Below are 25186 nucleotides of genomic sequence, written 5' to 3' on the forward strand. Positions count from 1 at the left end.
TGCGGTTACCGACGAGTATCCGCCCCCCGCCCCCCGGAAGCCTCCCCGGGTCCCCCGCCGCCACATCCCGTCCCTGCCGCCCCCTCCCCTTCTCGGCCGAATGAGTCCCCACGTCGCTTTCCGGACGATTTCGGGGCTGCAAGCAACGCCCGGGCTCATTCGGCCGCGGGCGTGGGGCCGGGAGGGCGGGTGGGTAGCCTCCGCGGGTGACTCCCCGCAGCCCGCTGACCTCCGGCCGCCGGGCCGGCGCCGCCCGGGGCGGCGTACGGCGCGGGCAGGTGCTGGGGTTCGGCACGTACGACGTCCGCCGGCACCCGAGGGTCGGGGTGCTGCTGGCCGGCCTGCGCCGCCACGGCTGGGCCGTGACCGAGCTGACGGTCCCGCTCGAGCTCGGCACCGACCAGCGGATCGCTGCGCTGCGCGGACCGCTCGCCCTGGCCGGCGCCGCGGTCACCGCGGCAGGCACGTGGGGCCGTCTGGTGCTGAGCAGCCGGCCGCTGCGCCGCGGACCCGATCCGGAGGTGGTCGTCGTCGGCTACCTCGGCCACCTCGACGTGCTGCTCGCCCGGCGGCTGTTCCCCGCCTCCACCCTGGTCCTGGACCACCTGACCGGCGCCGCCGAGACCGCCCGCGACCGGGGCGTCCGCGGCGGCGTGCGGCTGTTCCTGCTGGACCGGCTCGACCGCGCCGCGACCGGTGCCGCGGACGTGGTCGTGGTGGACACCGAGGAGCAGCGGGCGGGCCTCCCGGCCGCTGCCCGGCCGCGCGCTGTCGTCATCCGGGTCGGCGCCGGCGACGCCTGGTTCGTGGCCCGGCGACCCGCCGATGACGTCGACCCCGAGGCGCCCCTGCGGGTGGTCTGGTTCGGCGCCTACACCCCGCTGCACGGCGCCCCGGTGCTGGCCCGCGCGCTGGCACTGCTGGCCGACCGAGGCGTCCGGCTGGACGTCACCCTCGTCGGCGACGGACAGGACCGGGACCGGGCGCAGGAGCTGGCGCCCACGGCCGACTCCGCCGTCCGCATCACCTGGCGGGACTGGGTGGACCCCGCGCGACTGCCCGACCTCGTCGCGGCGCACGACGTCGCCGTCGGCATCGTGGGCGACACCCCCAAGGCGCGCCGGGTGGTCCCCACCAAGGCCTTCCAGTCGATGGCCGCGGGCTGCGCGCTGGTCACCGCCGACACACCCCCGCAGCGCCGGCTGCTCGGCGACGACGCCGTGCTGGTGCCGCCCGGCGACCCCGAGACGCTGGCCGACGCGCTTCAGGCACTCGCCGACGACCGCCCCCGGGTCATCGCACTGCGCGCCGCCGCCGGTGCACGGGCCGACCGCGACTTCCGGGCCGAGGCCGTCGTACGGCCCCTGGTCGCGCTCCTCGGCGACCCCACCGCGCCCGAGCCGGAGGTGCTGGCCCATGCCGCCCGCTGACGGGACCCCGGCCGGCGGCACCGCCGAGCCGCTGCCGCCGCTCACGCCGAACGCCTGGCTGCGCTGGGACGTCGTCCGGACCCTGCTGCCGGCCGGGCAGGACGCCCTCGAGGTCGGCTGCGGCCTGGGTGCCGTGGGGACCCGGCTGGCCCGGCGCTACCGCTACACCGGGCTGGAGCCCGACCCGGACTCCTACGCGGTGGCCGCCACCCGGATCCACCCACCGAGCCGCGTCCTCAACGGCTCGCTGGACCTGCTCGGTAGCGACGAGCGGTTCGACCTGGTGTGCGCGTTCGAGGTGATCGAGCACCTGCCGGAGGACGACCGGGTCCTCGCCGACTGGGCGGCGCGGCTGCGCCCCGGCGGGCACCTGCTGCTGAGCACCCCGGGGCACCCCGAGCGCTTCGGCCCGGCCGACGAGCTGGCCGGCCACCTGCGCCGCTACCGGCCCGACGGCCTGGCCGCGCTCCTCGTCGCAGCGGGTCTGGTCGACGTGGAGGTGGTTCCGTACGGCGGGCCGTTGAGCTTCGTGCTCGAGACCGGCCGCAACACGATCGCCCGCCGCCGGCTGCGCACCGGGGCCGGCGCGGCGCACGAGGACGCCGCACCTGCGGAGCGGACCGCCGGCAGCGGCCGCCTGCTGCAGCCGAGCGCGGGCGCCGCCGGGGTGGCGACGCGGTACGGGACCGCGCCGTTCCGCTTGCTGCAGCGACGCCTCCCGCTGGGCGGCACCGGCCTGGTCGCCCGCGGTCGGGCCCCCGGGTGACCGTCCCGGCCGATCCCGGCGGCCCGCCGACGGGCGACAACGCCCCGAACCGCCGTCGGCCGTCCCTGCGCACGGTGCTGCGCGCGGTCCTCGGACTGGCCGCGGTGGTCCTGCTGGTCGTCGCGCTGGTCCGGGCCTGGCCGCAGGTGTCCGACGACCTGCGGCACGTCCCCGCGGCGCTCGCCGGCGCCGTGGCCCTCGGCCTGCTGGCGCAGGTGTTCGCCGGGCTGGCGTACCGCGAGCTGCTGGCCGACCAGGTCCGCTCGCACCGCGACGCCGCGGCGCTGCCGGACATCCCGCGGGCGGTGGTGCTGCCGGACTTCTTCCTCGGCCAGCTGGCCAAGTACCTCCCCGGCGGAGTGTGGTCGGTGGTGGCCCAGGCGGACCTCGCGGGCGACCTCGGCATCCCGCGCGGGCGGGCGGCCGGGGCCTCGCTGGTGACCCTGGCGTCGACGGCCGCGCTGGGTGGGGCGCTCGGGCTCGGCGGCGCGGCCGCCGGGGTGCTCGCCGAGCCCGACCCGTGGCTGCGCGTGCTGGCCGCCCTCGGCGCGGTGCTGCTGCTCGCCGCGGCCCTCGTCCCCGGGCTGTTCGGGGTCGCACTCGGAGTGACCGGACGGGTGGCCCGGCGCGACCTCGGCGACCGGCCGTCCGCGCGGGCGCTCTTCGTCGCCGCCGCCCTCAACACCGCGACCTGGGCCTGCTTCGGCCTGCACCTGGTGGTCCTCGGCTCGGCCGTCGGCGGGCCCGCGCCCTGGGCGGTGGCGACGGTCGCGTTCGCCGCGGCCTGGGTCCTCGGCATGGTCGCCGTCGTGCTCCCCGCCGGTCTCGGCGTGCGCGACGCCGTCCTCGCCGGCCTGCTCGCCCCCTGGTCGCCATCCTCGGCCGCGGCCGTGGTGGTGGCGCTGGGCTCGCGCTTCACGCTGGTGGTGGCTGACGCCCTGCTCGCCGGGACGGGTGCAGCGCTTCGGCGCCGCCGCACGCACCGGCTAGCCTCGGGTCCGTCATGACCGCGAGGGCCCGATGAAGCTCATCATCCAGATCCCCTGCCTCAACGAGGCGGAGCACCTGCCGACCACCCTGGCGGACCTGCCGCGCGAGGTCGACGGGTTCGACGAGGTCGAGTGGCTCGTCGTCGACGACGGCTCGACCGACGGCACGGCCGACGTCGCCCGGGCGCACGGCGTGGACCACGTGGTCCGCTTCCGCACCAACCGCGGCCTGGCGGCCGCCTTTGCGGCGGGCATCGACGCGTGCCTCCGGCTGGGCGCGGACGTCATCGTCAACACCGACGCCGACAACCAGTACGAGGGCGCGGCGGTCGCTCGGCTGGTGCGCCCCATCCTCGACGGCGACGCGGACGTCGTGGTGGGCGACCGCGACACCGGCAACGTCGAGGAGTTCAGCGCCACCAAGCGCGCCCTGCAGCGGCTGGGCACCAGCGTGGTCCGTCGGCTGTCCCGGCTCGACGTCGCCGACGCGACCTCCGGCTTCCGTGCGTACGACCGCGAGGCGGCGTACGGGCTGGTCGTGACCACGCGCTACACGTACACGCTGGAGACCCTGGTGCAGGCCGGCCGGCGCAACCTGGCGCTCGCGAACGTGCCGGTGGGCCGCAACTCCGTGGAGCGGCCCAGCCGGCTGTTCTCCTCGACCGGCGGCTACGTACGGCGCAACGGCCTGGCGCTGTTCCGGATCTGGTCCTACTACTCCCCGCTGAGGCTGTTCTGGTCGCTGGCCGTCCTGTTCGGCATCGCGGCGCTGGCGGTGTGGATCCCGTTCCTCATCGACTACATCCCCGACGGGACCGCGGGGCGGACCCAGTCGGTCATCCTCGGCGCGGTCTTCGCGCTGACCTCCGTGCAGCTGTTCAGCCTGGGCCTGCTCGCCGACCAGATCGCCAGCCTGCGGACCATCACCGCGGAGGCCCTGACCCGGGTGCGGCGGCTGGACCACCGTCACGACCGGGAGCGGGACCGCGAGGCCGGGCCGCCGTACGGGTCCCCGTGACGCCCGCGTCGCCGGCGCGGCTGGCGCGCCGGGCGGCGTACCGGGCCCCCGAGGGGGTCGTGGTCGCGGTCGCCGCCGCGCTGGTGCCGTCGGTGCTGGCGCTGGCCACGGTCGGGCTGCCGGCGTGGGCCTCCGCGGTGGTGGCGGCGGTGGGCCTGGCCGCCGGGACGGCCTGGGTCGTGGCCCGGGTGCGGGAGGACCGCGACGCCGGGGTGGAGCCACCCCCGGCGCTGGCGTCCTGGGCCCCGTGGGGGCTGGTGGCAGCGGCGGGGGCCTGGCTGTGGGTCACCCACGCGGAGTGGGTCGACATCAACCGCGACCCCGGGTTCCTCATCACCTCCGCCCGCCTGCTGCAGCTCGGGCAGGGGGTCCCCCTGGACCTGGCACCCGCGGACCTGGTGGAGGCCGTGCCCGGGGTGATGACCGTCGCCGGACCGGCGCTGGGCGAGGGACCGACGCCCGGGACCGCGTACGTCCAGGGCGCGCCCGGACTGCCGCTGCTGCTCGCTACCGTCGGTCGGCTCACCGACCCGGGCACGTTCCCGGTGCACGCCGGACCGGTGCTGTCCGCACTGTCCCTGCTGGGGGTGGTGCTACTCGCCCGAGCGGTGCTGGGGAACCGCGCGCTGTCCCTGCTCCCGCCGCTGGTCCTGGCGGTGAGCCTGCCCTGGCTCTACGTCGCCCGCGCCACCTTCACCGAGCCGGTGACCCTGCTGCTCACCCTCGGTGGGCTGGCGCTGGTCGCCGACGGGCTGGTCGCCGGGCGGCTCCCGTCGATCCTGACCGGCGCGACTGCGGCAGGCCTGGCCGGCCTGGTGCGCGTCGACGCGGTGCTGCTGGGCGCGGTGCCGGTGGTGCTGCTGCTCGCGGTGGCCCTGCTCACCGGGCTGCTGCCGGCGACCCGGTGGCGGTGGGCGGCGGCCGCCGCCGTCGCCGCGGTGGGGACCGCAGGACTCGGGGTACTCGTCACGTCCTGGTCCTCGCCGAAGTACCTCGCCGACCTGACCCGGGAGATGGTGCTCGGCTGGGCCGCGACCGCCGTCACCCTGGTGGCCCTCGCGGTGGCGGTGCTGCTGGCCCGCCGGGGCGCCCGGGCTCCCGTTGCCGGCCCGTCGTGGTGGCGGCGCTGGCTGCCCCGGCTGCTCCCCGCGCTCGGCCTGCTGCTGCTGGCATACCAGGGCTCCCGGGTGTTCTGGGACACCGCGCGGGGCATCCCCGCAGACTCCCCGTACGCCTATGCCATCGAGCGGCTGCAGCGATACGAGGGACTCGCGCTGGACGGCACGCGCACGTACGACGAGCTCACCGTGGCCTCGGTGGCGTGGTACTTCGGGCTCGGCGCGCTACTGCTCGCCGCGGTCGCGCTGGTGTGCCTCTCGGTGCGCGGCTCGGCGTCGTGGGACCGGCGGCCGCGGTGGGCCGTCGGCTCGACCGTGCTGGTGGTCGCGCTGCTGGTGCAGGAGGCGGTCTACCTGCGGTCGTGGTCGATCACCCCCGACCAGCTGTGGGCGTCCCGCCGGCTGGTCGTGGGGGCGTACCCGCTGCTCGTGCTGGCCGCGACGGTGGGGATCGCCGCGGCGGTCACCTGGGCTTCCGGCCTGGGCCACGCCTCCGGTGGGCGCGCAGGGCGGGTGCTCGGCGGGATGGCCGCTGCCGTCGGCGTGGGGGTGCTGGTGCTGCCGGCCTGGCTGGCGTCCGGCCCGTTCCTCGGGCAGGGCGCGCACGTGGGCATGGTCGGCGTGCTCGACAAGACCTGCCAGGGGATCCACGCCGAGGCCGAGATGCGGACCGGCGACCCCGACGCGCGGCCCGTCGTCGTGGTCAGCGCGGTGCGCGAGCGCCTCATCACCCCGCTGGCGACCGCGTGCGGTCTTCCGGTGGTGCGCACGAGGTTCGGCGTCTCGCCGGCTCGCGTGGTGCAGTGGGCCCAGGCTGCCGAGGCGCAGGGCTACACGCCGGTCGCGGTCGTCGATTCCTCGGTGGCGCAGCGGTTCCCGGAGGTGGTGGACTCCGTGCCGGTCTACCAGCGGCGCATCGAGGGACCGCCCCGGGCGGTGCAGAGGCTGTACTGGCGGCTGTCGTTGCTGCCCGTGGACGGCCGTACGGCGCCGATGCTGGACATCAACCCCGAGACGTAGCAGGGCCGCGGCGGACTGACCCGGAGGTCAGCCCTCCGGCGGGGTGAAGGTCTTGGTCCGCTGCATCCCGGCGGCTCGGCCCTTGGCGGCGATCACCAGCGCCATCTTCCGCGAGGCCTCGTCGATCATCTCGTCGCCGAGCATGACCGCGCCCTTGGCCCCGCCGGCGGCCGACGTGGCGTGCTCGTACGCGTCGAGGATGAGCTCGGCGTGGTCGTAGTCCTCCTGGCGCGGGGAGTAGACGTCGTTGGCGGCGTCGATCTGGCCGGGGTGGAGGACCCACTTGCCGTCGAACCCGAGCGCGGCGCTGCGCCCGGCGACCCGGCGGAACCCGTCGACGTCCTTGATCTGCAGGTAGGGGCCGTCGATGGCCTGCTTGTCGTGGGCCCGGGCGGCCATCAGGATCCGCATCAGGATGTAGTGGTAGGCGTCGCCGACGTCGTAGCCGGGAGGCTGCTCCCCGACGACGAGCGACTTCATGTTGATGCTGGCCATGAAGTCCGCGGGGCCGAAGATGATCGTCTCGACGCGGGGCGACGCGGTCGCGATCGCGTCGACGTTGATGAGGCCGAGGGCGTTCTCGATCTGGGCCTCGATGCCGATCCGGCCGACCTCCAGGCCGTTGGACTTCTCGATCTGCGTGAGCAGCAGGTCCAGCGCGACGACCTGCTCGGGGGTCTGAACCTTGGGCAGCATGATGCAGTCCAGGTTCGCTCCCGCGCCCTCGACGACCTCGACGACGTCGGCGTACGTCCACTGGGTGGTCCAGTCGTTGACGCGCACGACGCGGACCTTGTCGTCGTAGCCGCCCTCGTTCAGCGCCGCGACGATGTTCTTGCGCGCCTCCGGCTTGGCCAGCGGAGCCACCGCGTCCTCGATGTCCATGAAGACCTGGTCGGCGGGCAGGCCCCGGGCCTTGTCCAGCATCTTCGGGCTGCTGCCGGGGACGGCCAGGCAGGAGCGGCGCGAGCGCAGGGTACGCGCGGTGTCGGTGGTGGGGGACATCGGCCCGAGCCTTTCGACGAGGTGAGCGAGGACCACGGATCACGAACGGCGCGAACGGGTTACCGGCACCCGGGTGCACGGCGCCGAGCACGCCCCGAACGACGTTCCGAGCCTAGCCAGCACTCCTCATGGAGTGTCCGCCGCCCCCGGCCGACGCCGCCCCCGCCCCCCTACCGGGCACACGATCCGCTTAGCGGATCGTGTGCCGAACTCGCGCGGCGTGTCGGACCCGAATCTCGTCACACGATCCGGGCGGTGGGACCCCTGAGGCGACTGGGGCACGCGCCGCCCCCGGCACGTCCGTACGAACGGCCGTGCGGGACCAGCGCTTGGTCAACCCCGGCGCACAAGTCCACCGGCTCACCGGCCTCGTCCGTCACACCGCCCGGATCGTGTGACCGGATCCGACCGCGACACGCCGCCGAACCTGGGCACACGATCCGCATAGCGGATCGTGTGCCCAGGTGTGCCCAGGTTCGGCGCAGGGGGTCGTGTGTTCACGCGTGGTGCGCGGTGCGCGGCGCGGCGCGCGGCGCGGGACGCGGGACGCAGCACCCGGCAGGGGCCGGGGAGGGCCCTAGGGTCTGCGGCGTGGGTGCCTCGGTGACGACTCCGGCGCCGCTGCGGCGGGCTCGCGCCGCGGTGGCCGCCATGTTCGCGATCAATGGCATCACCGGGGCCGCGATCCTCCCCCGGCTCGTCGACGTGCAGCAGTCCCTCGGCATCGACGACGCCGCGCTCGGGGCCGCCCTGGCCATCGGAGCGATGGGCGGCCTGGCGGTCGGCCCGGTCGCCGGACCCCTCGTCTCCCGCTGGGGCAGCGCCCGGGTCACGGTCGGGGCGCTGCTGAGCTATGCCCCGCTGCTGTTCCTCCCGGCCGTCGCCCCGGGCACCGTCACCCTGGGCCTGTCCCTGTTCTGGGTCCTCGCCGGTGACGCGGTGATGGACGCCGCCATGAACGCCCACGGCATCCGGGTCCAGGCCGGGTACGGCCGGTCGATCCTGAACTCGTTCCACGGGTTCTGGTCGGTGGGCGCGGTGGTCGGGGGCGCGCTGGGCGCGGCGTCAGCGGCGCTGCAGGTCCCGCTCGCCCCGTTCCTGCTGGCGGTGGGCCTCAGCGCGTGCGTTGCGGGCCTGGTCGCCGCGCGCAGCCTGCTCCCCGGCCCCGACCCGCACTCGCACCTCGTCGACGGTGACGGGGCCGCCGCCGCCGGCGCGGACGGGCACGGCGGACCCACCGTGCGCGCCCGGGCGGCCACCCGTCCGCTGGTACTCCTCGGCCTGTTCATCCTGCTGGCCGTCGTGGTCGAGGACGTACCCGCACGCTGGTCGTCGGTCTACATGGCGAGCATCGGTGCGGCCGCCGGTGCCGTCGGCCTGGCGTACGTCGCCTTCGCCGCGGCGCAGACCCTCGGCCGCTTCCTCGCCGACCGGGTGATCGACGTGTACGGGCAGGTCGTCGTGGTCCGGGTCGCCATGGTCGCGGTGGCGGTCGGCTACGGCGTCGGCCTGTTGGTCGGGGGGCCGGTCGCCTTCGTCCTCGCCAGCGCCCTGGTGGGCCTCGGCGTGGCCCCGTTGTTCCCCGCGGCGCTCCTCGCCGCCGCGCACCTGCCGGGCGTCCGGCCCGCGACCGGTGTCGCGGTCGTCAGCTGGCTGGCGCGGATCGGCTTCGTGGTGGCGCCCCTGGCCGTGGGCGTGCTGGCCGAGTCCGCCGGACTGGTCTGGGGCATGGCGACGACCGTGCTCGCCGCCGTGCTGCTGGTGCCCCTGGCCGGCGTCCTCCGCGCCGGGGAGTCCGGCACCGCCCACGGGCGCGCGGCCGGACGGGGCGACGCGCGGTCAGATCGGGGGTGACTCCGTCGGGGTGCGACGGTCCCCCGACCGGATCACCAGCGCCAGCCCGGCGAACAGCAGCACGACCGCGGGGATCAGACCCACCGGTGGCACCTGTCCCAGCCAGACCGCCGCGATCAGCGTGCTGCCGGGCATCTCGAACAGGATCGCCAGCGACGTCACCGTCGCCGACGTCGTGGACAGCACCCGGTTGATGAGGGTGTGGCCCAGCAGCTGCGCCCCCAGGGTCAGCGCCAGGATCAGCAGCCAGGTCTGCGCGTCGTAGCCAGTCAGCTGCTGACCCGTCGCCACGCACAGCACCAGCAGGCCGCCGGCGGCGGACCCGTACGCCACGAACGTGTACGACGCGGTCGACACCGACTGGCGGACCTGCCCGCCGACCGTGACGTACGCGGCCGCCAGCACGGCGCCGGCGAGGGCGAGCAGGTCGCCGAACAGGGCGCGCGGGTCCAGCGACAGGTCGACGCCGGTGAGCACCACCACGCCGACGAGGGCCAGGGCGATGCCGACCCACGCCTGCCGCGGCACCTCCTGGCCGCGGGCTCGGGCGATGAGCGCGGCCCAGACCGGCTGGGTGGCCACCAGCGCCGTGGAGGAGGCCACCGAGGTGAACCGCAGCGACGGCACCCAGGTGGCGAAGTGCGCGCCGAGCAACAGGCCGGCGCTGATCGCGAGCTTCCACTCCCGCCGGGTCAGCCCGCCCAGCTCGCCCCGGTGACGCCACCACACCCACGGGGCCGTCGCCGCCGAGCCGAGGATGCTGCGCCAGAACGCGATCGCCAGGGCGGGGGCCACCGTGGCGGCGATGATCGGGCCGGACGTGGAGATGAACGCGACGGCCACGCCGAGCAGGAGCAGGTCGCCGGCCGGGGGGCGTGCCACGGCCGAGGGCCGCGGCGCGCTCATGGCCGGGGACTCAAGGGGGCCGGGGAGCGGCTCACGGCAGCCCGCCGCCCGGCAGCGCATCGGCCGACACCACGTCCGCGGCCGGCGGCGGCGCGAGGTCCACGTCCGCGTCCCAGTCCGCGAACGTCACCGTGCCCTGACCGTCCTGCCGGGTGATCTGCAGCGGCAGCGGAAGGCCGGTCGTGGCCACCCACAGCTCCCCCGCCGACGACGTGAGAGCGATCGCCGGTCGGCCGTCCACCTCACCGAGCTCACCCTTGGCGACGTCGCCGGCCGGTGACAGCAGTCCCTTCAGCACCTGCTGGTAGTCGGCGAGTCCGGCCACTCCGGCGTAGTCGGGGTCGGTGGTGGACGCCTGCACCCAGCGCCCGTCTATCGCGTCGGCGACCGCCTCTCCCGCGGTGGCCGCCCAGAACTCCCGGTCCGCGCTGATCCAGGCGTCGGGGCTGATCACGACCACGTCGATCGCCTGGCCCGCGTTGGACACGGTCCCCTGACCGCCGGTGTCCCGCACCAGCTCGAGGTCCAGCGACACCGGGCCGTCCCCGGACGGCGCGTCACCGGTGATCGCCACCGAGGTCCGCTCCAGCGCGGCCTTCGTCGCCAGGTCCAGGATCCGGTCCGGCTCGAGCTCGGCCACCCCGTTGGGCTGGCCCCCGGCGACGCCCGTGGCGGACGCGGTCGCAGTCGCGGGCGTCCCCTCCTCGGAGGTGCAGCCCGCCAGCAGCGGTGCGGCACCGAGAGCCAGCGCGACCACCGCCGCGAGGACGCGTCGGCGGGCACGCGCGCCGGTCCCGTTCGTCGCCACCGACCCTCCTCCGCGACACCTGCGCCGGGGCGTCGTCCCGCAGCGCCCGGTCAGGCTAGTCCAGCGCCGGGCTCGCGCATCCACGGCGACGCGGGGTCCCGGCGGTAGCCTGCCGACGTGACGACGGGCGTCGGAGGGCGGGTCTTCCTGGCGCGCCTCGCCGGCATCGCCGTGTTCGACCCCAACGGCGACCAGGTCGGCAAGGTGCGCGACGTCGTCGTGGCCCTGCGCATCGGCAACCGTCCCCCGCGCGTCCTCGGCCTGGTCGTAGAGGTACCCCCGAGGCGGCGGATCTTCCTGCCCATGACGCGGGTGACCGCCATCGACCCCGGTCAGGTCATCGTCACCGGCGTGGTCAACATGCGCCGGTTCGAGCAGCGCCCGAGCGAGACGCTGGTCATGGGCGAACTGCTGGACCGCAAGGTGACCCTGGTCGAGTCCGGCGAGACGGTGACCGTCCAGGACGTCGGCATCGAGCAGAACCGCGCCAAGGACTGGGAGGTCACCCGGCTGTACGTCCGGAAGGGCGGCGGCGGGTTCCGGCGGCGGCACGAGTCCTGGGTCGTGGAGTGGAACGAGGTCACCGGTCTGAGCCTGCCGGAGCCGGAGCAGGGCACCGAGGTGCTGCTGGAGACCCTGGACCGGCTGCGGCCGGCGGACCTGGCCAACGCACTGCACGAGATGCCCCCGAAGCGCCGGCTGGAGGTCGCCCGCGCGCTGCAGGACGAGCGGTTGGCGGACGTCCTGGAGGAGCTGCCCGAGGACGACCGGGTCGAGATCCTGCAGATGCTGGAGGAGGGCCGCGCGGCCGACGTCCTGGAGGAGATGGCGCCCGACGACGCCGCCGACCTGCTGGCCGAGCTCCCCCCGGAGCAGGCCGCCGAGCTGCTGTCCCTGATGGAGCCGGACGAGGCCGACGACCTGCGTCGGCTGCTGCGCTACGACGAGAACACCGCCGGCGGCATGATGACGCCCGAGCCGGTCGTGCTGCCGCCGGACGCCACAGTGGCGGAGGCCCTGGCGCGGGTGCGCAACCCCGAGATCCCCCCGTCGCTGGCGGCCCAGGTCTACGTCGTGCGCCCGCCGCTGGACACGCCCACCGGCAAGTACCTCGGCGTCTGCCACTTCCAGCGCTTGTTGCGGGAGCCGCCGGCGACCCTGGTGTCGGCCGTCGTGGACACCGACATCGAGCCGATCGGCCCCAGCGCGCCGCTGGGTCAGGTGACCCGCTACTTCGCCACGTACAACCTGGTCGCGCTGCCGGTCGTCGACGAGGGCGACCACCTGCTCGGCGCGGTCACCGTCGACGACGTGATCGACCACATGCTCCCCGAGGACTGGCGCGAGGACGAGTTCGTCGACGAGGGCGAGGACGCCGATGAGTGAGCGTCGGCGCGCCCGCCTGGACCAGCCGCTGGAGCGCGGCCCGTCGCTGCGGCCGTCGTACGACCCGGAGCGCTTCGGTCGGCTGTCGGAGCGGATCGCTCGCTACATCGGCTCGTGGCGGTTCATCGCCTGGATGACGGTCGTCATCGTCGCCTGGGTCAGTTGGAACGTGTTCGCCCCGCCGGACCTGCGCCCGGACCCGTTCCCGTTCATCTTCCTCACCCTGCTGCTGTCGCTGCAGGCGTCGTACGCCGCGCCGCTGATCCTGCTCGCGCAGAACCGGCAGACCGACCGGGACCGGGTGCAGTACCAGGAGGACCGGGGCCGCACCGACCGGCTGATCGCCGACTCGGAGTACCTCAGCCGGGAGATCGCCGCGCTGCGGGTCGCCCTCGGCGACGTCGCCACCCGCGACTACGTCCGCTCCGAGCTGCGCGAGCTCCTCGACGAGCTGGGCGAACGGCTGGCCCCGGGCAGCGGAGCCCTCGGAAGCCACCCCACCCACGGGAACGCCACCCACGGGAATGACGGCGACGCATCCGGCCGGACCACGCGACACGGGACCACCTGACGGGGGAGGATTCCACCGGGACGGAGGCGGGATTCAAGGAACGGGCCGGACCGGCCGATGGGGCAGGGTGAGCGGGATGACACAGACGCCGGACGCCGCGCGCGCGCCCGAGCGCGGCGCACGTCGGCGCCTCGGCGACGTCCTCGTCGACCGCAAGATCCTCACCGACACCGACCTCGAGCGGGCCCTGGCGACCCAGGGCAACGACCAGCCCCAGCACCGCCGCCGCCTGGGCCGGGTGCTGATGGACCTCGGCCTGGTCAACGACGTCCAGCTGGCCTCGGCCCTCGCCGAGGCCCACGGCCTGCCCGTGCACGACCTCCAGCTGGCCACCATCGACCCGGTGAGCGCGCGGATCGTGCCGCGCTCGGTCGCGGAGCGGCACTGCGTCCTGGTCCTGGGGTGGCAGGGCCGACGGCTGCGGGTCGCCGTCGCCGACCCCGTGGACGTGGTCGCCCTCGACGACGTCCGGGCCCTGGCCGGTGCCACCGGCCTGGAGGTCGGCGTCGCCCCCGAGCGGCAGATCCGCAAGGCGCTCGACGACGTGTGGGGCGAGGTCGTCGACGACGAGGTGCTCAAGGAGTTCCTGTCCGACCAGGAGCCCGAGACCACCCCGCAGGAGGAGATCACCAGCGAGACCGACGCGGCCGCGATCCGGATGGTCGACCGGTTCCTCTCGCACGGCGTACGCCTGGGGGCCAGCGACATCCACGTGGAGCCCGGTCGCGAGGGGATGCGGGTCCGGATGCGGGTGGACGGCATCCTGCGCGACGTCCTCCAGCTGCCGATGACCGGCTACGGCTCTCTGATCGCCCGCCTGAAGATCATCTCCGGGCTCAACGTGATCGAGCGACGGGTCCCGCAGGACGGGCGCACCCGGATCGCCATCGACGGCCGCAAGATGGACGTGCGCGTCAGCACGCTGCCCTCGCTGCGCGGCGAGAAGGTCGTGCTGCGGCTGCTGCCGCACTCCACCGACCTGCCCACCATGAGCACCCTGGGCCTGGAGGACGACCAGGTGGCGCTGCTGCGCTCGGTCGTGGAGATGCCGCAGGGCTTCGTGCTCATCACCGGCCCGACCGGGTCGGGCAAGACCAACACCCTCTACGCCGCGCTGCACGACGTCGTCCGCGACGACCGCAACGTGATCACCCTGGAGGACCCGGTCGAGATCGAGCTGCCCGGGACCACGCAGGTGCAGATCGACGACCGGATCGGGATGACCTTCGCCCGCGGGCTGCGCGCGGTGCTGCGGCAGGACCCCGACGTGGTCCTGGTCGGCGAGATCCGCGACCTGGAGACCGCCGAGTTGGCCGTGCGGGCCGCCCTCACCGGCCACCTCGTGCTGTCCACGTTGCACACCATGGACAGCCCCGCCGCCCTGACCCGGCTGCTGGACATGGACGTGCCGGCCTACCTCGTCGCCTCGTCTCTCTCCCTGGTGATGAGCCAGCGGCTGGTCCGGGTGCCGTGCGAGTACTGCGCGGTGGAGAAGACAGGGGTGGACGCCGTCACCGCCAGCCGCCTCGGCATGACCGAGGAGGAGCAGGCGGGCACCTACCTGGAGGCGATCGGCTGCGTGCGGTGCGACGACATCGGCTACCGCGGCCGCACCGGCATCTTCGAGACGCTGCCGGTGACGCCCGCGGTACGCCGCGCCCTGCTGCGCGGCGGCACCGAGGAGACGGTGCGGGAGGCGGCCCTCGCGGAGGGCTTCCGGCCGCTGACCCGGCGCGGCGTGGAGGCGGCCCTGCAGCACCGTACGACGCTGTCCGAGGTGCTGCGCGTCGCCGCCACCGCGGTCGAGCTGACCTGAGCGGCAGCCGACCGCCGGTCCCCCGGGCGGCGGGTCGGACCGACGGCACCTAGCATCGGGGCGTGCCCACACCCTCCCTCGACGCGCTCCAGGCCGCCCTCGCCACCGTGGACGACCCGGAGATCCACCGCCCCATCACCGAGCTCGGCATGGTCAAGTCGGTCGACGTCGACGACTCCGGCCGGGTCCGGGTCGCGGTCTACCTCACCGTCTCCGGCTGCCCGATGCGCGACACCATCACCAGCCGGGTGACCGCGGCCGTGTCCGCCGTCGACGGGGTGACCGGGGTCGACGTGGAGCTCGACGTCATGAGCGACCAGCAGCGCGCCGCGCTGCGGGCCAGCCTGCGCGGCGGGGAGGAGCAGCGCGAGATCCCGTTCGCGCAGCCCGGCTCGCTCACCCGGGTCTACGCGGTCGCCTCGGGCAAGGGCGGAGTCGGCAAGTCGTCGGTGACCGCCAACCTGGCCGCGGCGATGGCCGCCGACGGGCTCGCGGTGGGCCTGGTCGACGCCGACATCTACGGGCACTCGATCCCACGCATGCTCGACGTCACCGACCCGCCGACCATGGTCGAGGGCATGATCATGCCGCCGACGGGGCACGGCGTCCGGGTCATCTCGATGCTGCCGTTCAAGCCCGGCGGTGTGTCGCAGCCGATCGCCTTCCGCGGCCCGATGCTGCACCGGGCGCTGGAGCAGTTCCTCGCCGACGTGTGGTGGGGCGACCTCGACGTGCTGCTGCTGGACCTGCCCCCCGGCACCGGTGACGTCGCCATCTCCACCGCCCAGCTGCTGCCCACCGCCGAGCTGGTCGTGGTGACCACGCCGCAGTTGGCGTCGGCCGAGGTGGCGGTCCGCGCCGGCATGCTGTCGCAGCAGACCCACCAGAAGGTCGCCGGCGTCCTGGAGAACATGAGCGGCTTCCCCTGCCCGCACTGCGGCGAGCCGATCGACCTGTTCGGGGTCGGCGGCGGCGCCAGCGTGGCCGAGCAGCTGTCGGCCGGGCTGGGCAGCGAGGTCCCGCTGCTGGGCCGGATCCCGTTCGACGTCGGTCTGCGCGAGGGCGGGGACGCCGGCCAGCCGCTCGTTCTCGCCGCCCCGGACAGCCCCGCCGGCACGGTACTGCGGGACGTCGCACGCACTCTGGGCCGCAGGCCGCGCGGACTGCTGGGCACCAGCCTGGGGCTGACCCCCTCGAGCAGGTTCTAAGGGACCGCCGGTCAGGTCGCGTCGGGGTCGAACGCGGCGCGCGAGCCCGACCCGTCACCGGTCGTCGCGGACCGGGGGGCCGTGCCGTCGGTGGGCACCCAACCATCCGATCGGCCGGCGCCGCCGGGGCGGGCGCCGTCGGCGCGATCCTCGTCGCCTGCCGTCGGCTCGTCGTCCGACATCAGGCTGGCCGCCAACCGCTTGGGGTGCAGGTCGGCGACCGACCGCAACGCGTCCTGGGCCTCGCTGAGGTCCAGCCCGGCCGACTCGGCCAGCTCCCGACGCGCGCCGGTCGCCATCTCCCGCAGGGTCCGCAGCATCCGGCCCGCATCCGCGGCGGCCTTGGGCAGCTTCTCCGGCCCGAACACCAGCAGCCCCACGACGGCGAGCACGAGCAGCTCGCCGAGGCCGATGTCGAACACGTGGGCTCCTCGCGGTGGCGGGACGGACCGGGGACCAGGGTACGCCCGGGCGGGGACTACCCCTCGCTGTCAGCAGCCAGCACGACGGACACCTCGCGGGTGCCGTCGCCGTCCTCGATCGTGAGCGTCACCGTGTCGCCCGGCGCGCGGGCCCGGATCGCCACCACCAGCTCGGTGCTGTCGGCGACCGGACGGCCGTCCAGCGCCACGATGACGTCGCCGGGACCGAGCCCGGCCCGCTCGGACGGGCCACCGGGGGTGACCTCGCCGATCCGCGCGCCGTCGCCGGTGTAGGTGAGGTCCAGCTGCACCCCGATGACCGGCGTCGACGAGTCGCCGGTGGAGATGATCTCCTCGGCGATCCGCTTGGCCTGGTTGACGGGGATGGCGAAGCCGAGCCCGATCGAGCCGCCCTCGCCGCCGGCGGCGAGCGTGGCGATGGCCGAGTTGACGCCGATCACCCGGCCGGCCCCGTCCAGCAGCGGGCCACCGGAGTTGCCGGGGTTGATCGCGGCGTCGGTCTGGATCGCGTTGATGTAGGACATCTCCCCCTGGCCGCCGGCGGTCACCGGCCGGTCCAGCGCGCTGACGATGCCGGAGGTGACCGTCCCGGTCAGCCCGAGCGGCGCCCCGATCGCCAGCACCGCGTCGCCCACCCTGACCGCCTCGGAGTCGCCCAGCGTCACCGTGGGCAGCCCGGTGCGGTCGACCTTGACCACGGCCAGGTCGTACGACACGTTGCGGCCGACGACCCGCCCGCGGGCGGACTCCCCGTCGGCGAAGACCACCTCGATGTCGCCCCCGTCCACGGCCAGCGCGATGACGTGGTTGTTGGTGACCAGGTAGCCGTCCTCGCGCACGACGAAGCCGGACCCGGTACCGGCACCGCCGGACCCGGTGACCTCCAGCGACACGACCGCGGGCATGACGGACGCGACGATCGCGGCCACGCTGCCCTCGGCCGGTGGGGAGGTGTCCCCCGACACCTGCGGGAGCACGGTGCCCGCCGAGGTCAGGGTCGACCGGTCCGCGCGGGTGCCGATCGCGTAGCCGGCGATGCCGCCGACCACGCCCGCGAGCAGTCCGGCGATGACGGCCACCAGGACGGCGGTGCCCAGGAACGCGCGTCGGGGCCGGTCCGCGGCGGCCGTCGGAACGGGTGCCGCCTGCGGCGGCGGTCGGTGCCACCCGGCGGACGGGCTGCCGCCGGAGGGCGAGGCACCGTACGAGGAGGCGCCGTACGGGGAGGCGCCGTAGGGGGAGGCGCCGTAGGAGGTCGAGCCGTACGGCGGCGGGGAGGAGGCGGAGGCCCCCGGGGCGGCCGCCGCGGGCGGGCGTGCGGCCCACGGGTCCCCGTACGCCGGACCGGGACCGGTCGTCGTGACCCCGTAGCCGGGGGCCGGCGGTGCGGTCGGCGTGGGGGTCGACCAGGGGTCCCCCAGCCCGGGGTAGACCCGGGTGTCGTGGGCGGGCGCGTCGGCCGGGGCCGGGGCGGACTCCGCCGCGGGAGCGGCCGGGACGACGACGGTGTCGTGCTCGGGATCCGGCGGGCCGGAGCCAGGCGCGGCACCCGGCGCCGGGTGCTCGTACGTCATGGCCGCTCCCACCGGGACGTCGGGGGCGGTGCGTCCCGCCCGGCCCCGCCGTCGGGGAGCCGGGTCCAGGGTACGTCGATCATCCCCAGCCCACCGCCTGGAGCAGCCGCTGCCAGCCGCGGGCCACCCGGTCCGGGAACGAGCCCGGCGGCTCGGGATCTCCCGGCAGCGCCGCGACGACGCCGCGGACCACGTCGTCGGGGGCGTCGGCCACCAGCGTCATGACCGCGTCGCCGGACTGCCAGACCAGCAGCGCCGCGCCGCCGGGCTGGGTCCACACGGCGGTCCCGGCCACTTGCTGGGGCTGCATCGCGCCGAGTTCGTCGGGATCGAGGCGGCCCCGCTGCTCGAACAGCGACACCGTGGCGAGACCGTCGGAGTAGATCATCTGCAGCACGTCGGAGTCGCCCACCCGACCCAGCCGGACGTCCACGAGGTCCAGCCCGCGCGGCAGCGCCCCGGGGCACAGCCAACCGCGCATCCGCAGCGCGTCCACGGAGGCGGGGTCGGCCATCCGGGTCCACGGCCGCTCGGGCTCGGTCTCCTCCACGCCGGCGAGCCGGTCCGCGGGAGCGCGGTAGCTGATCGCGGTGAACGCGGCCGCCTGCACCAGGCCGCCGGCGTCGTCGTACACCTCGCGGCGCAGCACCAGGCCGGTGCGACGGTCCAGCCAGAAGCGGGCCGCATCGGTGCCGTCGCCGCGCCGGGCGACGACGACGTCGACGACGCGGTCGAGGACGACGTCGGGAGGACCGAGCCGGACGCCGTAGCGCTGGGCCAGCAGGCCGAGGGTGCGGCCGGTGTCGCCGGGCGAGCCCGTGGGTCCGGAGTGGTCGGCGCGCAGCTGGCCGGCGCCGAGGTGTCCCGAGGGGTCCACGACGCGGACCTCGGTGCCGGTGCCGGGCAGGCGGCGGACCTCGACGGTGTGGGCGCTGGACAGCGACCAGCCCCAGACCACCGCACGGCCGGTGTACGCCTGGTCCTTGGCCGCGGTCACGGCGCGGGCCAGGGCGCGGACGGCGGCCGGGTCGTCGGGGGCGTCGGACGCCGCCGCCGACGGGCGGGCCACGTCACCGGTCCACGCCGAGGCGACCGCGCTGGTCGTGGGCGCGGAGCCGAGCAGGGCGAGGGCGGGGACGGCGGCGGCCAGGGCGGCTCCGCCGGCGATGCCGAGGACGGCGGCTCTCGTCACGAAGCCGTCCTCGGGACGGCGACCAGAGTCACGAAGCCGTCCTCGGGACGGCGGCCAGAGTCACGGCGCGGTGCCGGCGCCGGCGGGGAGCAGCACCGGGGTGACGGACAGGCCGGGAGCGGTGACCGGCAGGCCGCCGGTGCTGTCGGCGTGCTCGGCGGCGAAGCGGTCGACCGGCGGGACCACCAGCGGCGGCTGCGACCGGGAGCCCGCCGACACCGAGCCCGCGACGACGGCGAGCAGGACGGCGGCGCCGGCCAGGCCGGCCCACCGCCGGCGGCGTCGGGACCGCGACGCGCCGGCGGTCACCCCGGGCGACCCGGTGACAGGGCCCCTGGGCGAGGTCCGGGGGGCGGGAGTACGCGCGCCCGCGGCGACGGGCGTCGCCGGGCGACGACGCGGTCGGGGCAGCACGGCCGGCGCCGGGGTCGCCGGCGCGGCGGTGTCGGACGCCGCGGTCTCGGACGCGGCGGTGTCAGACGCAGCAGCGTCGGACGCGGGTATCTCGGACGCGGGGGTCTCGCCCGCCGCAGCCGCCACCCGGTCGGCCAGTCCGTCGAGCAGGCCGGCCGGCGGGACCGGGTCGGCCAGCCCGGCCAGCAGCGCCTTGACGCGCCGCTGCTCGGACACCTCCGCCCGGCAGTCGTCGCACCCGGCGAGGTGCACCAGGGCCCGGTCGCGGGCCACCGGGTCGAGCTCGTCGTCGACGAACCCGGCGACCTGGGGCCCGAGGTGCGCGCTCACCGGTCCACCTCGGCCGTCGGCGCGGGCATCCGGGTGGCGGTGCCGCTCCGGGGCGCGCGGTGGGCCAGCGCGGCGCGCAGCTGCGCCCGGCCGCGGTGCAGCCGGGAGCGCACCGTGCCCAGCTTCACCCCGAGCGCGGCGGCGACCTCCTCGTACGTCAGGCCCTCGATGTCGCTGAGCACGACCGCGGCCCGGAACTCCGGGGACAGCGCGTCCAGGGCGCGCTGGACGTCGTCGTCGAGGGTCCGGTCGTGGTGCTGCTGGGCCGGGGACTCCTCGGACCCGGCGAGCCTGTCGTCGGCGTCGTCGGGCATGGGGTCGAAGCGGACCCGGCGGCGTCGGCGCACCTGGTCCAGGAACAGGTTCGTGGTGATCCGGTGCAGCCAGGCCTCGAAGCTGCCCGGCGTGTAGCGCGGGAGGGAGCGGTAGACGCGGACGAACACCTCCTGGGTGAGGTCCTCGGCGTCGTGCGCGTTGCCGGTGAGGCGGTAGGCCAGCCGGTAGATCCGGGGCGCGTGGGCGCGGGCGACGTCGTCCCAGGAAGGGGCCGGGTCGCCTGTCGGCGACGCCTGCCCGGGGTCTGGGGCGGGCGTCTGCGGCTGGGTCCCCACGGCGTCGGTCCCTTCGGCGTCGGTACGGGGTGCGCGGGCGCGCGCGGGCACGCCTGCCCCCTGCAACACCGTCATGCCGCCCGTTCCTTCCCGGCCGTGCCACCCACCGGCCACCCGACCGGCTACTCCCCCGACGCGCGGGCCGCCCCCCGGGGTTCCCGGGCTGCCGGTGCGGTGATCGACGCGGCCGCCCCGGCCCGGGCCCAGGCACTAGGCTGCGGGCGACCGACCGCCCCGTCCGGCCCCGTACGGCGGGGCTCCTCCCGCGGAGGTGCGCCATCAGCGCCGAGACCCCCCAGTCCCCGTACCCGATGCCCTCGCCGGAGTCCTGGGACTACGCGGCCACCTGGGTGGCCGAGGACGACCCGGTGCTGCAGGCGCGCGGGCGTGCCGAGGAGCTGGGCTGTACGCCGGTCTCTCCGGCGACCGGGGCCGCGCTGCGCCTGCTGGCGGCCGCGACCGACGCCCGGGCGGTCGTCGAGATCGGCACCGGCGCGGGGGTGTCGGGTGCCTGGCTGCTGGCCGGGATGCACCCGGACGGGGTGCTCACGTCGATCGACGTGGAGGCCGAGCACCAGCGCGCTGCCCGGGCCACCTTCGCCGGCCTCGGCGTCGCACCGTCGCGGGCCCGACTCATCACCGGGCGCGCCCTCGACGTGCTGCCCCGGCTGACGGACGGTGCCTACGACCTGGTGTTCGTCGACGGGGACAAGGCGGAGTACCACGCCTGCCTGCAGCAGGCGCTGCGCCTGCTGCGCCCGGGCGGCGTGGTGGCGTTCGACAACGTGCTGTGGCACGACCGGGTCGCGGACCCCGCGCAGCGCGACCGCGACACGGTGGCGCTGCGGGAGCTGGCCGTCACCGTGCGCGACGAGTCCCGTCTGGTGCCCGCGCTGCTGCCCGTCGGCGACGGCCTGCTCGTCGCGGTGCTGCGCGACGTCGAGAACGACGAGGACGCCGAGCCGGTCGAGGACTGAGCGCGCCACCCGTTGCCCTGATCAGCAGGCGGTTTCCGGGGCGGTTCGGGGCCCGGTAGCCGCCTGTTGATCGGGGTACGCCGGTGATCCGGCAGGCCGACCGCGCCGCACGGGTCAGAACCGGGCGCCGTCCTCCAGCCAGCGCAGCAGCACCCGGGTCCCGAACCCGGTCGCGCCTCGGGGCGTGTCGTCCCGGTCCGTCTCTGCCCGGGCCGGGCCGGCGATGTCGAGATGGGCCCAGGGCCGGTCGCCGACGAACTCCCGCAGGTACAGCGCGGCGGTGATGGCGCCCGCCCCCAGCGTCGGGTCGGTGCCGATGTGCCGTACGTCGGCCACGTCGGAGTCCAGCGCCGGCCGGTAGTCGTCCTCCAGCGGCATCCGCCAGACCGGCTCACCCGACTCCGCCCCCGCGCGACCCAGGGCGGTGGCGAGCCGGTCGGTGGTCGCGAACAGGGCCCCCTGGCGGCGGCCGAGGGCCAGCGTGGCGGCACCGGTCAGGGTGGCCACGTCCACCATGACGTCGGGGCGCACCGCACGGTCGGCGTACGCCAGGCAGTCGGCCAGGACCAGCCGGCCCTCCGCGTCGGTGTTGAGCACCTCGGTGGTGCGCCCGTCCACGTGGGTGATGACGTCACCCGGACGCATCGCAGCGCCCCCCGGCATGTTCTCCGCGAGGGCGAGCAGCGCGGTCACGCGGTACGGGACCTCCAGCGCATCCAGCGCCGTCATCACCGCGAGCACCGCGGCGGCGCCGGACATGTCGGTCTTCATCGTGGTCATCGCGTCGGCGGGCTTGAGCGACAGGCCGCCGGAGTCGAAGGTGATGCCCTTGCCCACCAGCACCACGTGCGGTCCGCTGCGAGTCGTGCGCCGGTGCTCCAGCCGGACCAGCCGGGGCGGGCGGGCGGAGCCGGCGCCCACGGCGAGCAGGCCGCCGAACCCGTGCGCCGCCAGCTCCCGCGGGCCCCAGACCCGGGCGTCCAGCCCGGCGGCTCGCGCCCGGGACACTGCCTGGCGCGCCAGCCAGTCCGGGGACTTCAGGTCCGACGGGGTCCGGGCCAGGTCGCGCGCCAGCGTCACCGCCGCGCCGGTCGCCCCGGCGCGACGGACGGCCTCCGCGGCACGCTCGTTCCGGACCCGCACGTCGACGGTGACCGGCCCGCTGCCGGAACGGTCCGGCCGGGCGGTGATGCGCTGCGGCCGGTAGGCCCCGAGCAGCAGCCCCTCGACGAAGGCGCGCACCCCCGCGGACCGCGCGGCGCGCACCGCCGCGACGTCGACGCTGCGGGCCGGTCCGAGCCGACGTCCGACCGCGGCACCGGCGCGGCGCAGGTCCGCGGGCGAGCCGGTGCCGACGCCGACGAGCAGCAGTCGCTGCGGCCGGTCGCCGTCGAGTTCGACGGTCACGACCTCGCCGACGTGGCCATCGGCCCGGGCCCGCTCCAGCCGGAGCTCCAGGTCCACCCCGGCGTCGCGGGCAGCAGCGGCCGTGACCGGGTCCGCCGTCGGCCGGACCGGGCCGGCCGTCGGGTCCGCCCGCTCGGGCGGGGGCTCCAGGGCCCCCACGAGGACCGCGGCCCCGATCGGGGCCGCGGTCCTGGCGTCGACCAGCGCCCGCGGCCGGACCGGGGCGCGCGTGCCGGGCCGACGCGGGCGCGGCCCGGCCGCATCGTTCACAGCCGCGGCCGCGTCGACCGCGGCCACACCGGCGGTCGTGGCGGGACGGGCCGGCTGGTCGGAGGTGGACCTCGACGGGGACATCACGGGCCTTCCAGGACGCGACGACCCCGGGCCGCTGGGCGGTCCGGGGTCGTGGCGGGTTCGGGGTGGGTCAGCCGACGGCGAGCAGCTTGTCGCCGAGGTCCTTGGCCTCCTCGGCGTTGAGCTCGACGACGAGTCGGCCGCCGCCCTCGAGCGGGACGCGCATGACGATGCCGCGGCCCTCCTTGGTCACCTCGAGCGGGCCGTCACCCGTCCGCGGCTTCATGGCGGCCATGGTGTCCCCTTCCTTGGTCGCTGGTCCGGGAGCGCGTCCCAGGGGGTCGGGGCGCGCGGAACGCGGCCATTATCCCCGATCCGCCCCCCGCGACGCGCCGCGGGCGTGACAGCCGGCGAGGTGGTCGTCGACGAGCCCCATCGCCTGCATCGCGGCGTACGCGGTGGTGGGTCCGACGAACACGAAGCCGCGTCGCTTGAGGTGCCGGGCCAGGGCCGTCGACTCCGGGGTCGAGGACGGCAGGTCGGCCATCCGCCCGGGCGCCGCGCGGGCGGCGGGGTCTGGGGCGTACGACCACACCAGGGCGTCCAGGGCCCCGGGGCCGTCGGCGTCGATGAGGTCGCGCGCGGCACGCGCGTTGGCCAGGGTGGCCGCCACCTTGGCCCGGTTGCGCACGATCCCGGCGTCGGCCAGCAGCCGCCCCTCGTCGGTCCCGTCGTACCCGGCGACCGTCGTGATGGAGAAGCCGTCGAAGGCACGCCGGAAGTTCTCGCGCTTGCGCAGGATCGTCAGCCAGGACAGCCCCGACTGGAACGCCTCCAGGGTGAGGCGCTCGAACACGGCATCGTCCCCGTGCACCGGTCGACCCCACTCGTCGTCGTGGTAGGCCGCGTAGTCCGGGGTCGACGCCCCCCACGCGCAGCGCGCCCGCCCGTCGGCGCCTACTACCAGGTCGGTCCCGCTCGCCGGGTCGGTCTCGCTCGGCATCGCAGGGTCACCCGGCCCCGGCCGCAGGCTCGGGCAGCTCCCCCGCCTCGACCAGGCGCGCGAACTCGCGCAGCGACCGGCGGACTCCCTGCGCGAAGGCCGGCCGCACCAGCGGCCAGCCGGCCCGGCCGAGCAGGCCCAGCGGCAGGTCCAGGTCCTCGCTCCACACGAACCGCGAACGTCCGCCGGGCAGCGCCACGACCTCCATCGTCCCGGTGCCGCGGACCACCCGGCCGGTGTGCAGCACGTCGACCCGCCGCGGCGGGTCCCAGCGGGTGATCGTCATGGTGTCGAGGAACCCGACCCGGCCGGTGCCGGTCCAGGCCTCCAGCCGGGCACCCTCGCCGGTGCCGTCGCCCCCGACGGCCTGCACCCGGGTGCCGAGCATCCACCGGCCCTGCCCCGGCCAGTCGGTCACCGCGGCGAACACGGTCTCGGGAGGGGCGTCGATGACCACGTCGAGGGTCAGGTGCCGCCGCTCCCGGGCGGACGGGTCGGGTGCGGGCATGGGGCCAGTCTCTCCCGGCTACCCGCGCGTGGCATCCGCGGCGGCATCCGCGTCCGGTGCCGCCACGCCGGGCGCGCCGTCCGCGTCGTCGGCCTGGTCAGCGGTCTCGACCGGGTCCGCCACGTCGACCGACTCCGCAACGTCGACCGGGTCCGCCACGTCGACCGACTCGGCCACATCGACCGGGTCCGCCACGTCGACCGACTCGGCCACATCGACCGGGTCCACGAGGCCGGCGTCGCGCAGCCGGGACTCCAGTGCGGCGATCCGCTCGTCCCGCGTCGCCAGGTCGACCGCGACCCGGTCCAGCAGGTCGTCCACCTCGTCCATCCGGTAGCCGCGGACGCCCACGTCGAAGCGGACGCCCTCGATCGCCGCGGTGTCCAGCGGGCCGTCGTCGGGCAGCAGGTCCGGGGCGCGGTCCGGCTCGACCTCGGGCAGCTCGCCGAGCCTGCCGACCGCGAGCAGCCCCACGGCCAGCACGACGGCCAGCCCGACCAGGACGAACAGGAGGGTCACGGGACCCGATCGTGCCACG

Annotated in this window: 24 protein-coding genes; 11 read left to right on the top strand and 13 right to left on the bottom strand. The window is 75.9% G+C overall.

Going from position 1 to position 25186, the window contains the following annotated elements:
* Positions 1 to 206: 206 nt before the first annotated feature.
* The 5 genes from R2737_02655 to R2737_02675 are packed head-to-tail and all read left to right on the top strand — an operon-like array spanning position 207 to position 6341.
* Positions 207 to 1430, top strand: a complete 1224-nt coding sequence (locus R2737_02655; GenBank protein MEZ5115146.1) for a glycosyltransferase family 4 protein — start codon at positions 207 to 209, stop codon at positions 1428 to 1430.
* The gene (locus tag R2737_02660; protein MEZ5115147.1) at positions 1417 to 2196 is read left to right on the top strand and encodes a class I SAM-dependent methyltransferase; all 780 of its coding nucleotides are present in this window, start codon (positions 1417 to 1419) and stop codon (positions 2194 to 2196) included. Before R2737_02655 ends, R2737_02660 begins: the two co-directional genes overlap by 14 nt.
* The gene (locus tag R2737_02665) at positions 2193 to 3203 is read left to right on the top strand and encodes a lysylphosphatidylglycerol synthase domain-containing protein (GenBank protein ID MEZ5115148.1); all 1011 of its coding nucleotides are present in this window, start codon (positions 2193 to 2195) and stop codon (positions 3201 to 3203) included. Before R2737_02660 ends, R2737_02665 begins: the two co-directional genes overlap by 4 nt.
* Before the next feature lie 13 nt (positions 3204 to 3216).
* The gene (locus R2737_02670) at positions 3217 to 4203 is read left to right on the top strand and encodes a glycosyltransferase family 2 protein (GenBank protein ID MEZ5115149.1); all 987 of its coding nucleotides are present in this window, start codon (positions 3217 to 3219) and stop codon (positions 4201 to 4203) included.
* On the top strand, positions 4200 to 6341 hold the full coding sequence (locus R2737_02675; protein MEZ5115150.1) for a hypothetical protein: 2142 nt from the start codon (positions 4200 to 4202) through the stop codon (positions 6339 to 6341). Before R2737_02670 ends, R2737_02675 begins: the two co-directional genes overlap by 4 nt.
* A gap of 27 nt (positions 6342 to 6368) precedes the next feature.
* On the opposite strand, the gene R2737_02680 is transcribed toward R2737_02675, so the two are convergent.
* The gene (locus tag R2737_02680) at positions 6369 to 7346 is read right to left on the bottom strand and encodes a CoA ester lyase (GenBank protein ID MEZ5115151.1); all 978 of its coding nucleotides are present in this window, start codon (positions 7344 to 7346) and stop codon (positions 6369 to 6371) included.
* A gap of 591 nt (positions 7347 to 7937) precedes the next feature.
* Between R2737_02680 and R2737_02685 the strand changes: the two genes are divergently transcribed.
* The gene (locus R2737_02685; protein ID MEZ5115152.1) at positions 7938 to 9200 is read left to right on the top strand and encodes a hypothetical protein; all 1263 of its coding nucleotides are present in this window, start codon (positions 7938 to 7940) and stop codon (positions 9198 to 9200) included.
* On the opposite strand, the gene R2737_02690 is transcribed toward R2737_02685, so the two are convergent.
* Positions 9186 to 10106, bottom strand: a complete 921-nt coding sequence (locus R2737_02690) for a DMT family transporter (protein MEZ5115153.1) — start codon at positions 10104 to 10106, stop codon at positions 9186 to 9188. The genes R2737_02685 and R2737_02690 overlap by 15 nt on opposite strands.
* A 31-nt stretch (positions 10107 to 10137) precedes the next feature.
* Complete coding sequence (locus tag R2737_02695) at positions 10138 to 10914, bottom strand: hypothetical protein (protein ID MEZ5115154.1); 777 nt, start codon at positions 10912 to 10914, stop codon at positions 10138 to 10140.
* A 117-nt stretch (positions 10915 to 11031) separates the two neighbouring features.
* Between R2737_02695 and R2737_02700 the strand changes: the two genes are divergently transcribed.
* The 4 genes from R2737_02700 to R2737_02715 all read left to right on the top strand — a co-directional run bounded on the left by R2737_02700 (position 11032) and on the right by R2737_02715 (position 15895).
* Positions 11032 to 12300, top strand: a complete 1269-nt coding sequence (locus R2737_02700) for a CBS domain-containing protein (GenBank protein ID MEZ5115155.1) — start codon at positions 11032 to 11034, stop codon at positions 12298 to 12300.
* The gene (locus R2737_02705) at positions 12293 to 12871 is read left to right on the top strand and encodes a DUF1003 domain-containing protein (GenBank protein MEZ5115156.1); all 579 of its coding nucleotides are present in this window, start codon (positions 12293 to 12295) and stop codon (positions 12869 to 12871) included. The genes R2737_02700 and R2737_02705 overlap by 8 nt, the downstream gene beginning before the upstream one ends.
* Before the next feature lie 76 nt (positions 12872 to 12947).
* Positions 12948 to 14687 (top strand): ATPase, T2SS/T4P/T4SS family, encoded by a 1740-nt coding sequence (locus R2737_02710; GenBank protein ID MEZ5115157.1) that lies wholly within the window; start codon positions 12948 to 12950, stop codon positions 14685 to 14687.
* Positions 14688 to 14749: 62 nt separating this feature from the next.
* Positions 14750 to 15895, top strand: coding sequence for an Mrp/NBP35 family ATP-binding protein (locus R2737_02715; protein ID MEZ5115158.1), 1146 nt, complete (start codon positions 14750 to 14752; stop codon positions 15893 to 15895).
* Between the two features lie 11 nt (positions 15896 to 15906).
* Here the strand turns inward: R2737_02715 and tatB are convergent, their stop codons facing one another.
* From tatB to sigE, 5 genes are all read right to left on the bottom strand, one after another.
* Entirely contained in the window at positions 15907 to 16317 is a 411-nt protein-coding gene (gene tatB / locus R2737_02720; GenBank protein ID MEZ5115159.1) for a Sec-independent protein translocase protein TatB, read from the bottom strand.
* A gap of 56 nt (positions 16318 to 16373) precedes the next feature.
* The gene (locus tag R2737_02725; GenBank protein MEZ5115160.1) at positions 16374 to 17912 is read right to left on the bottom strand and encodes a trypsin-like peptidase domain-containing protein; all 1539 of its coding nucleotides are present in this window, start codon (positions 17910 to 17912) and stop codon (positions 16374 to 16376) included.
* Between the two features lie 79 nt (positions 17913 to 17991).
* Positions 17992 to 19104, bottom strand: coding sequence for a hypothetical protein (locus R2737_02730; protein ID MEZ5115161.1), 1113 nt, complete (start codon positions 19102 to 19104; stop codon positions 17992 to 17994).
* Positions 19105 to 19164: 60 nt separating this feature from the next.
* Positions 19165 to 19848, bottom strand: a complete 684-nt coding sequence (locus tag R2737_02735; protein ID MEZ5115162.1) for a zf-HC2 domain-containing protein — start codon at positions 19846 to 19848, stop codon at positions 19165 to 19167.
* Positions 19845 to 20534 (bottom strand): RNA polymerase sigma factor SigE, encoded by a 690-nt coding sequence (sigE, locus tag R2737_02740; protein MEZ5115163.1) that lies wholly within the window; start codon positions 20532 to 20534, stop codon positions 19845 to 19847. The genes R2737_02735 and sigE overlap by 4 nt, the downstream gene beginning before the upstream one ends.
* A gap of 236 nt (positions 20535 to 20770) precedes the next feature.
* On the opposite strand from sigE, the gene R2737_02745 reads away from it, so the two are divergent.
* Positions 20771 to 21436, top strand: a complete 666-nt coding sequence (locus tag R2737_02745) for an O-methyltransferase (GenBank protein MEZ5115164.1) — start codon at positions 20771 to 20773, stop codon at positions 21434 to 21436.
* A 114-nt stretch (positions 21437 to 21550) separates the two neighbouring features.
* On the opposite strand, the gene R2737_02750 is transcribed toward R2737_02745, so the two are convergent.
* The 5 genes from R2737_02750 to R2737_02770 all read right to left on the bottom strand — a co-directional run bounded on the left by R2737_02750 (position 21551) and on the right by R2737_02770 (position 25167).
* Positions 21551 to 23197: a leucyl aminopeptidase gene (locus R2737_02750; protein MEZ5115165.1), complete on the bottom strand. Its 1647-nt coding sequence runs from the start codon at positions 23195 to 23197 to the stop codon at positions 21551 to 21553.
* Between the two features lie 70 nt (positions 23198 to 23267).
* Positions 23268 to 23432 carry a DUF3117 domain-containing protein gene (locus tag R2737_02755; protein ID MEZ5115166.1) on the bottom strand — a complete coding sequence of 55 codons (165 nt, stop codon included), beginning with the start codon at positions 23430 to 23432 and terminating at the stop codon, positions 23268 to 23270.
* Positions 23433 to 23501: 69 nt separating this feature from the next.
* The gene (locus tag R2737_02760) at positions 23502 to 24140 is read right to left on the bottom strand and encodes a DNA-3-methyladenine glycosylase I (protein MEZ5115167.1); all 639 of its coding nucleotides are present in this window, start codon (positions 24138 to 24140) and stop codon (positions 23502 to 23504) included.
* A 7-nt stretch (positions 24141 to 24147) separates the two neighbouring features.
* Positions 24148 to 24648 carry an SRPBCC family protein gene (locus R2737_02765; GenBank protein MEZ5115168.1) on the bottom strand — a complete coding sequence of 167 codons (501 nt, stop codon included), beginning with the start codon at positions 24646 to 24648 and terminating at the stop codon, positions 24148 to 24150.
* Between the two features lie 18 nt (positions 24649 to 24666).
* Positions 24667 to 25167 (bottom strand): DivIVA domain-containing protein, encoded by a 501-nt coding sequence (locus R2737_02770; protein ID MEZ5115169.1) that lies wholly within the window; start codon positions 25165 to 25167, stop codon positions 24667 to 24669.
* Positions 25168 to 25186 lie beyond the last annotated feature (19 nt).

This window comes from Candidatus Nanopelagicales bacterium (assembly GCA_041393815.1).
Classification (GTDB): Bacteria; Actinomycetota; Actinomycetes; order S36-B12; family JAWKJK01; genus JAWKJK01.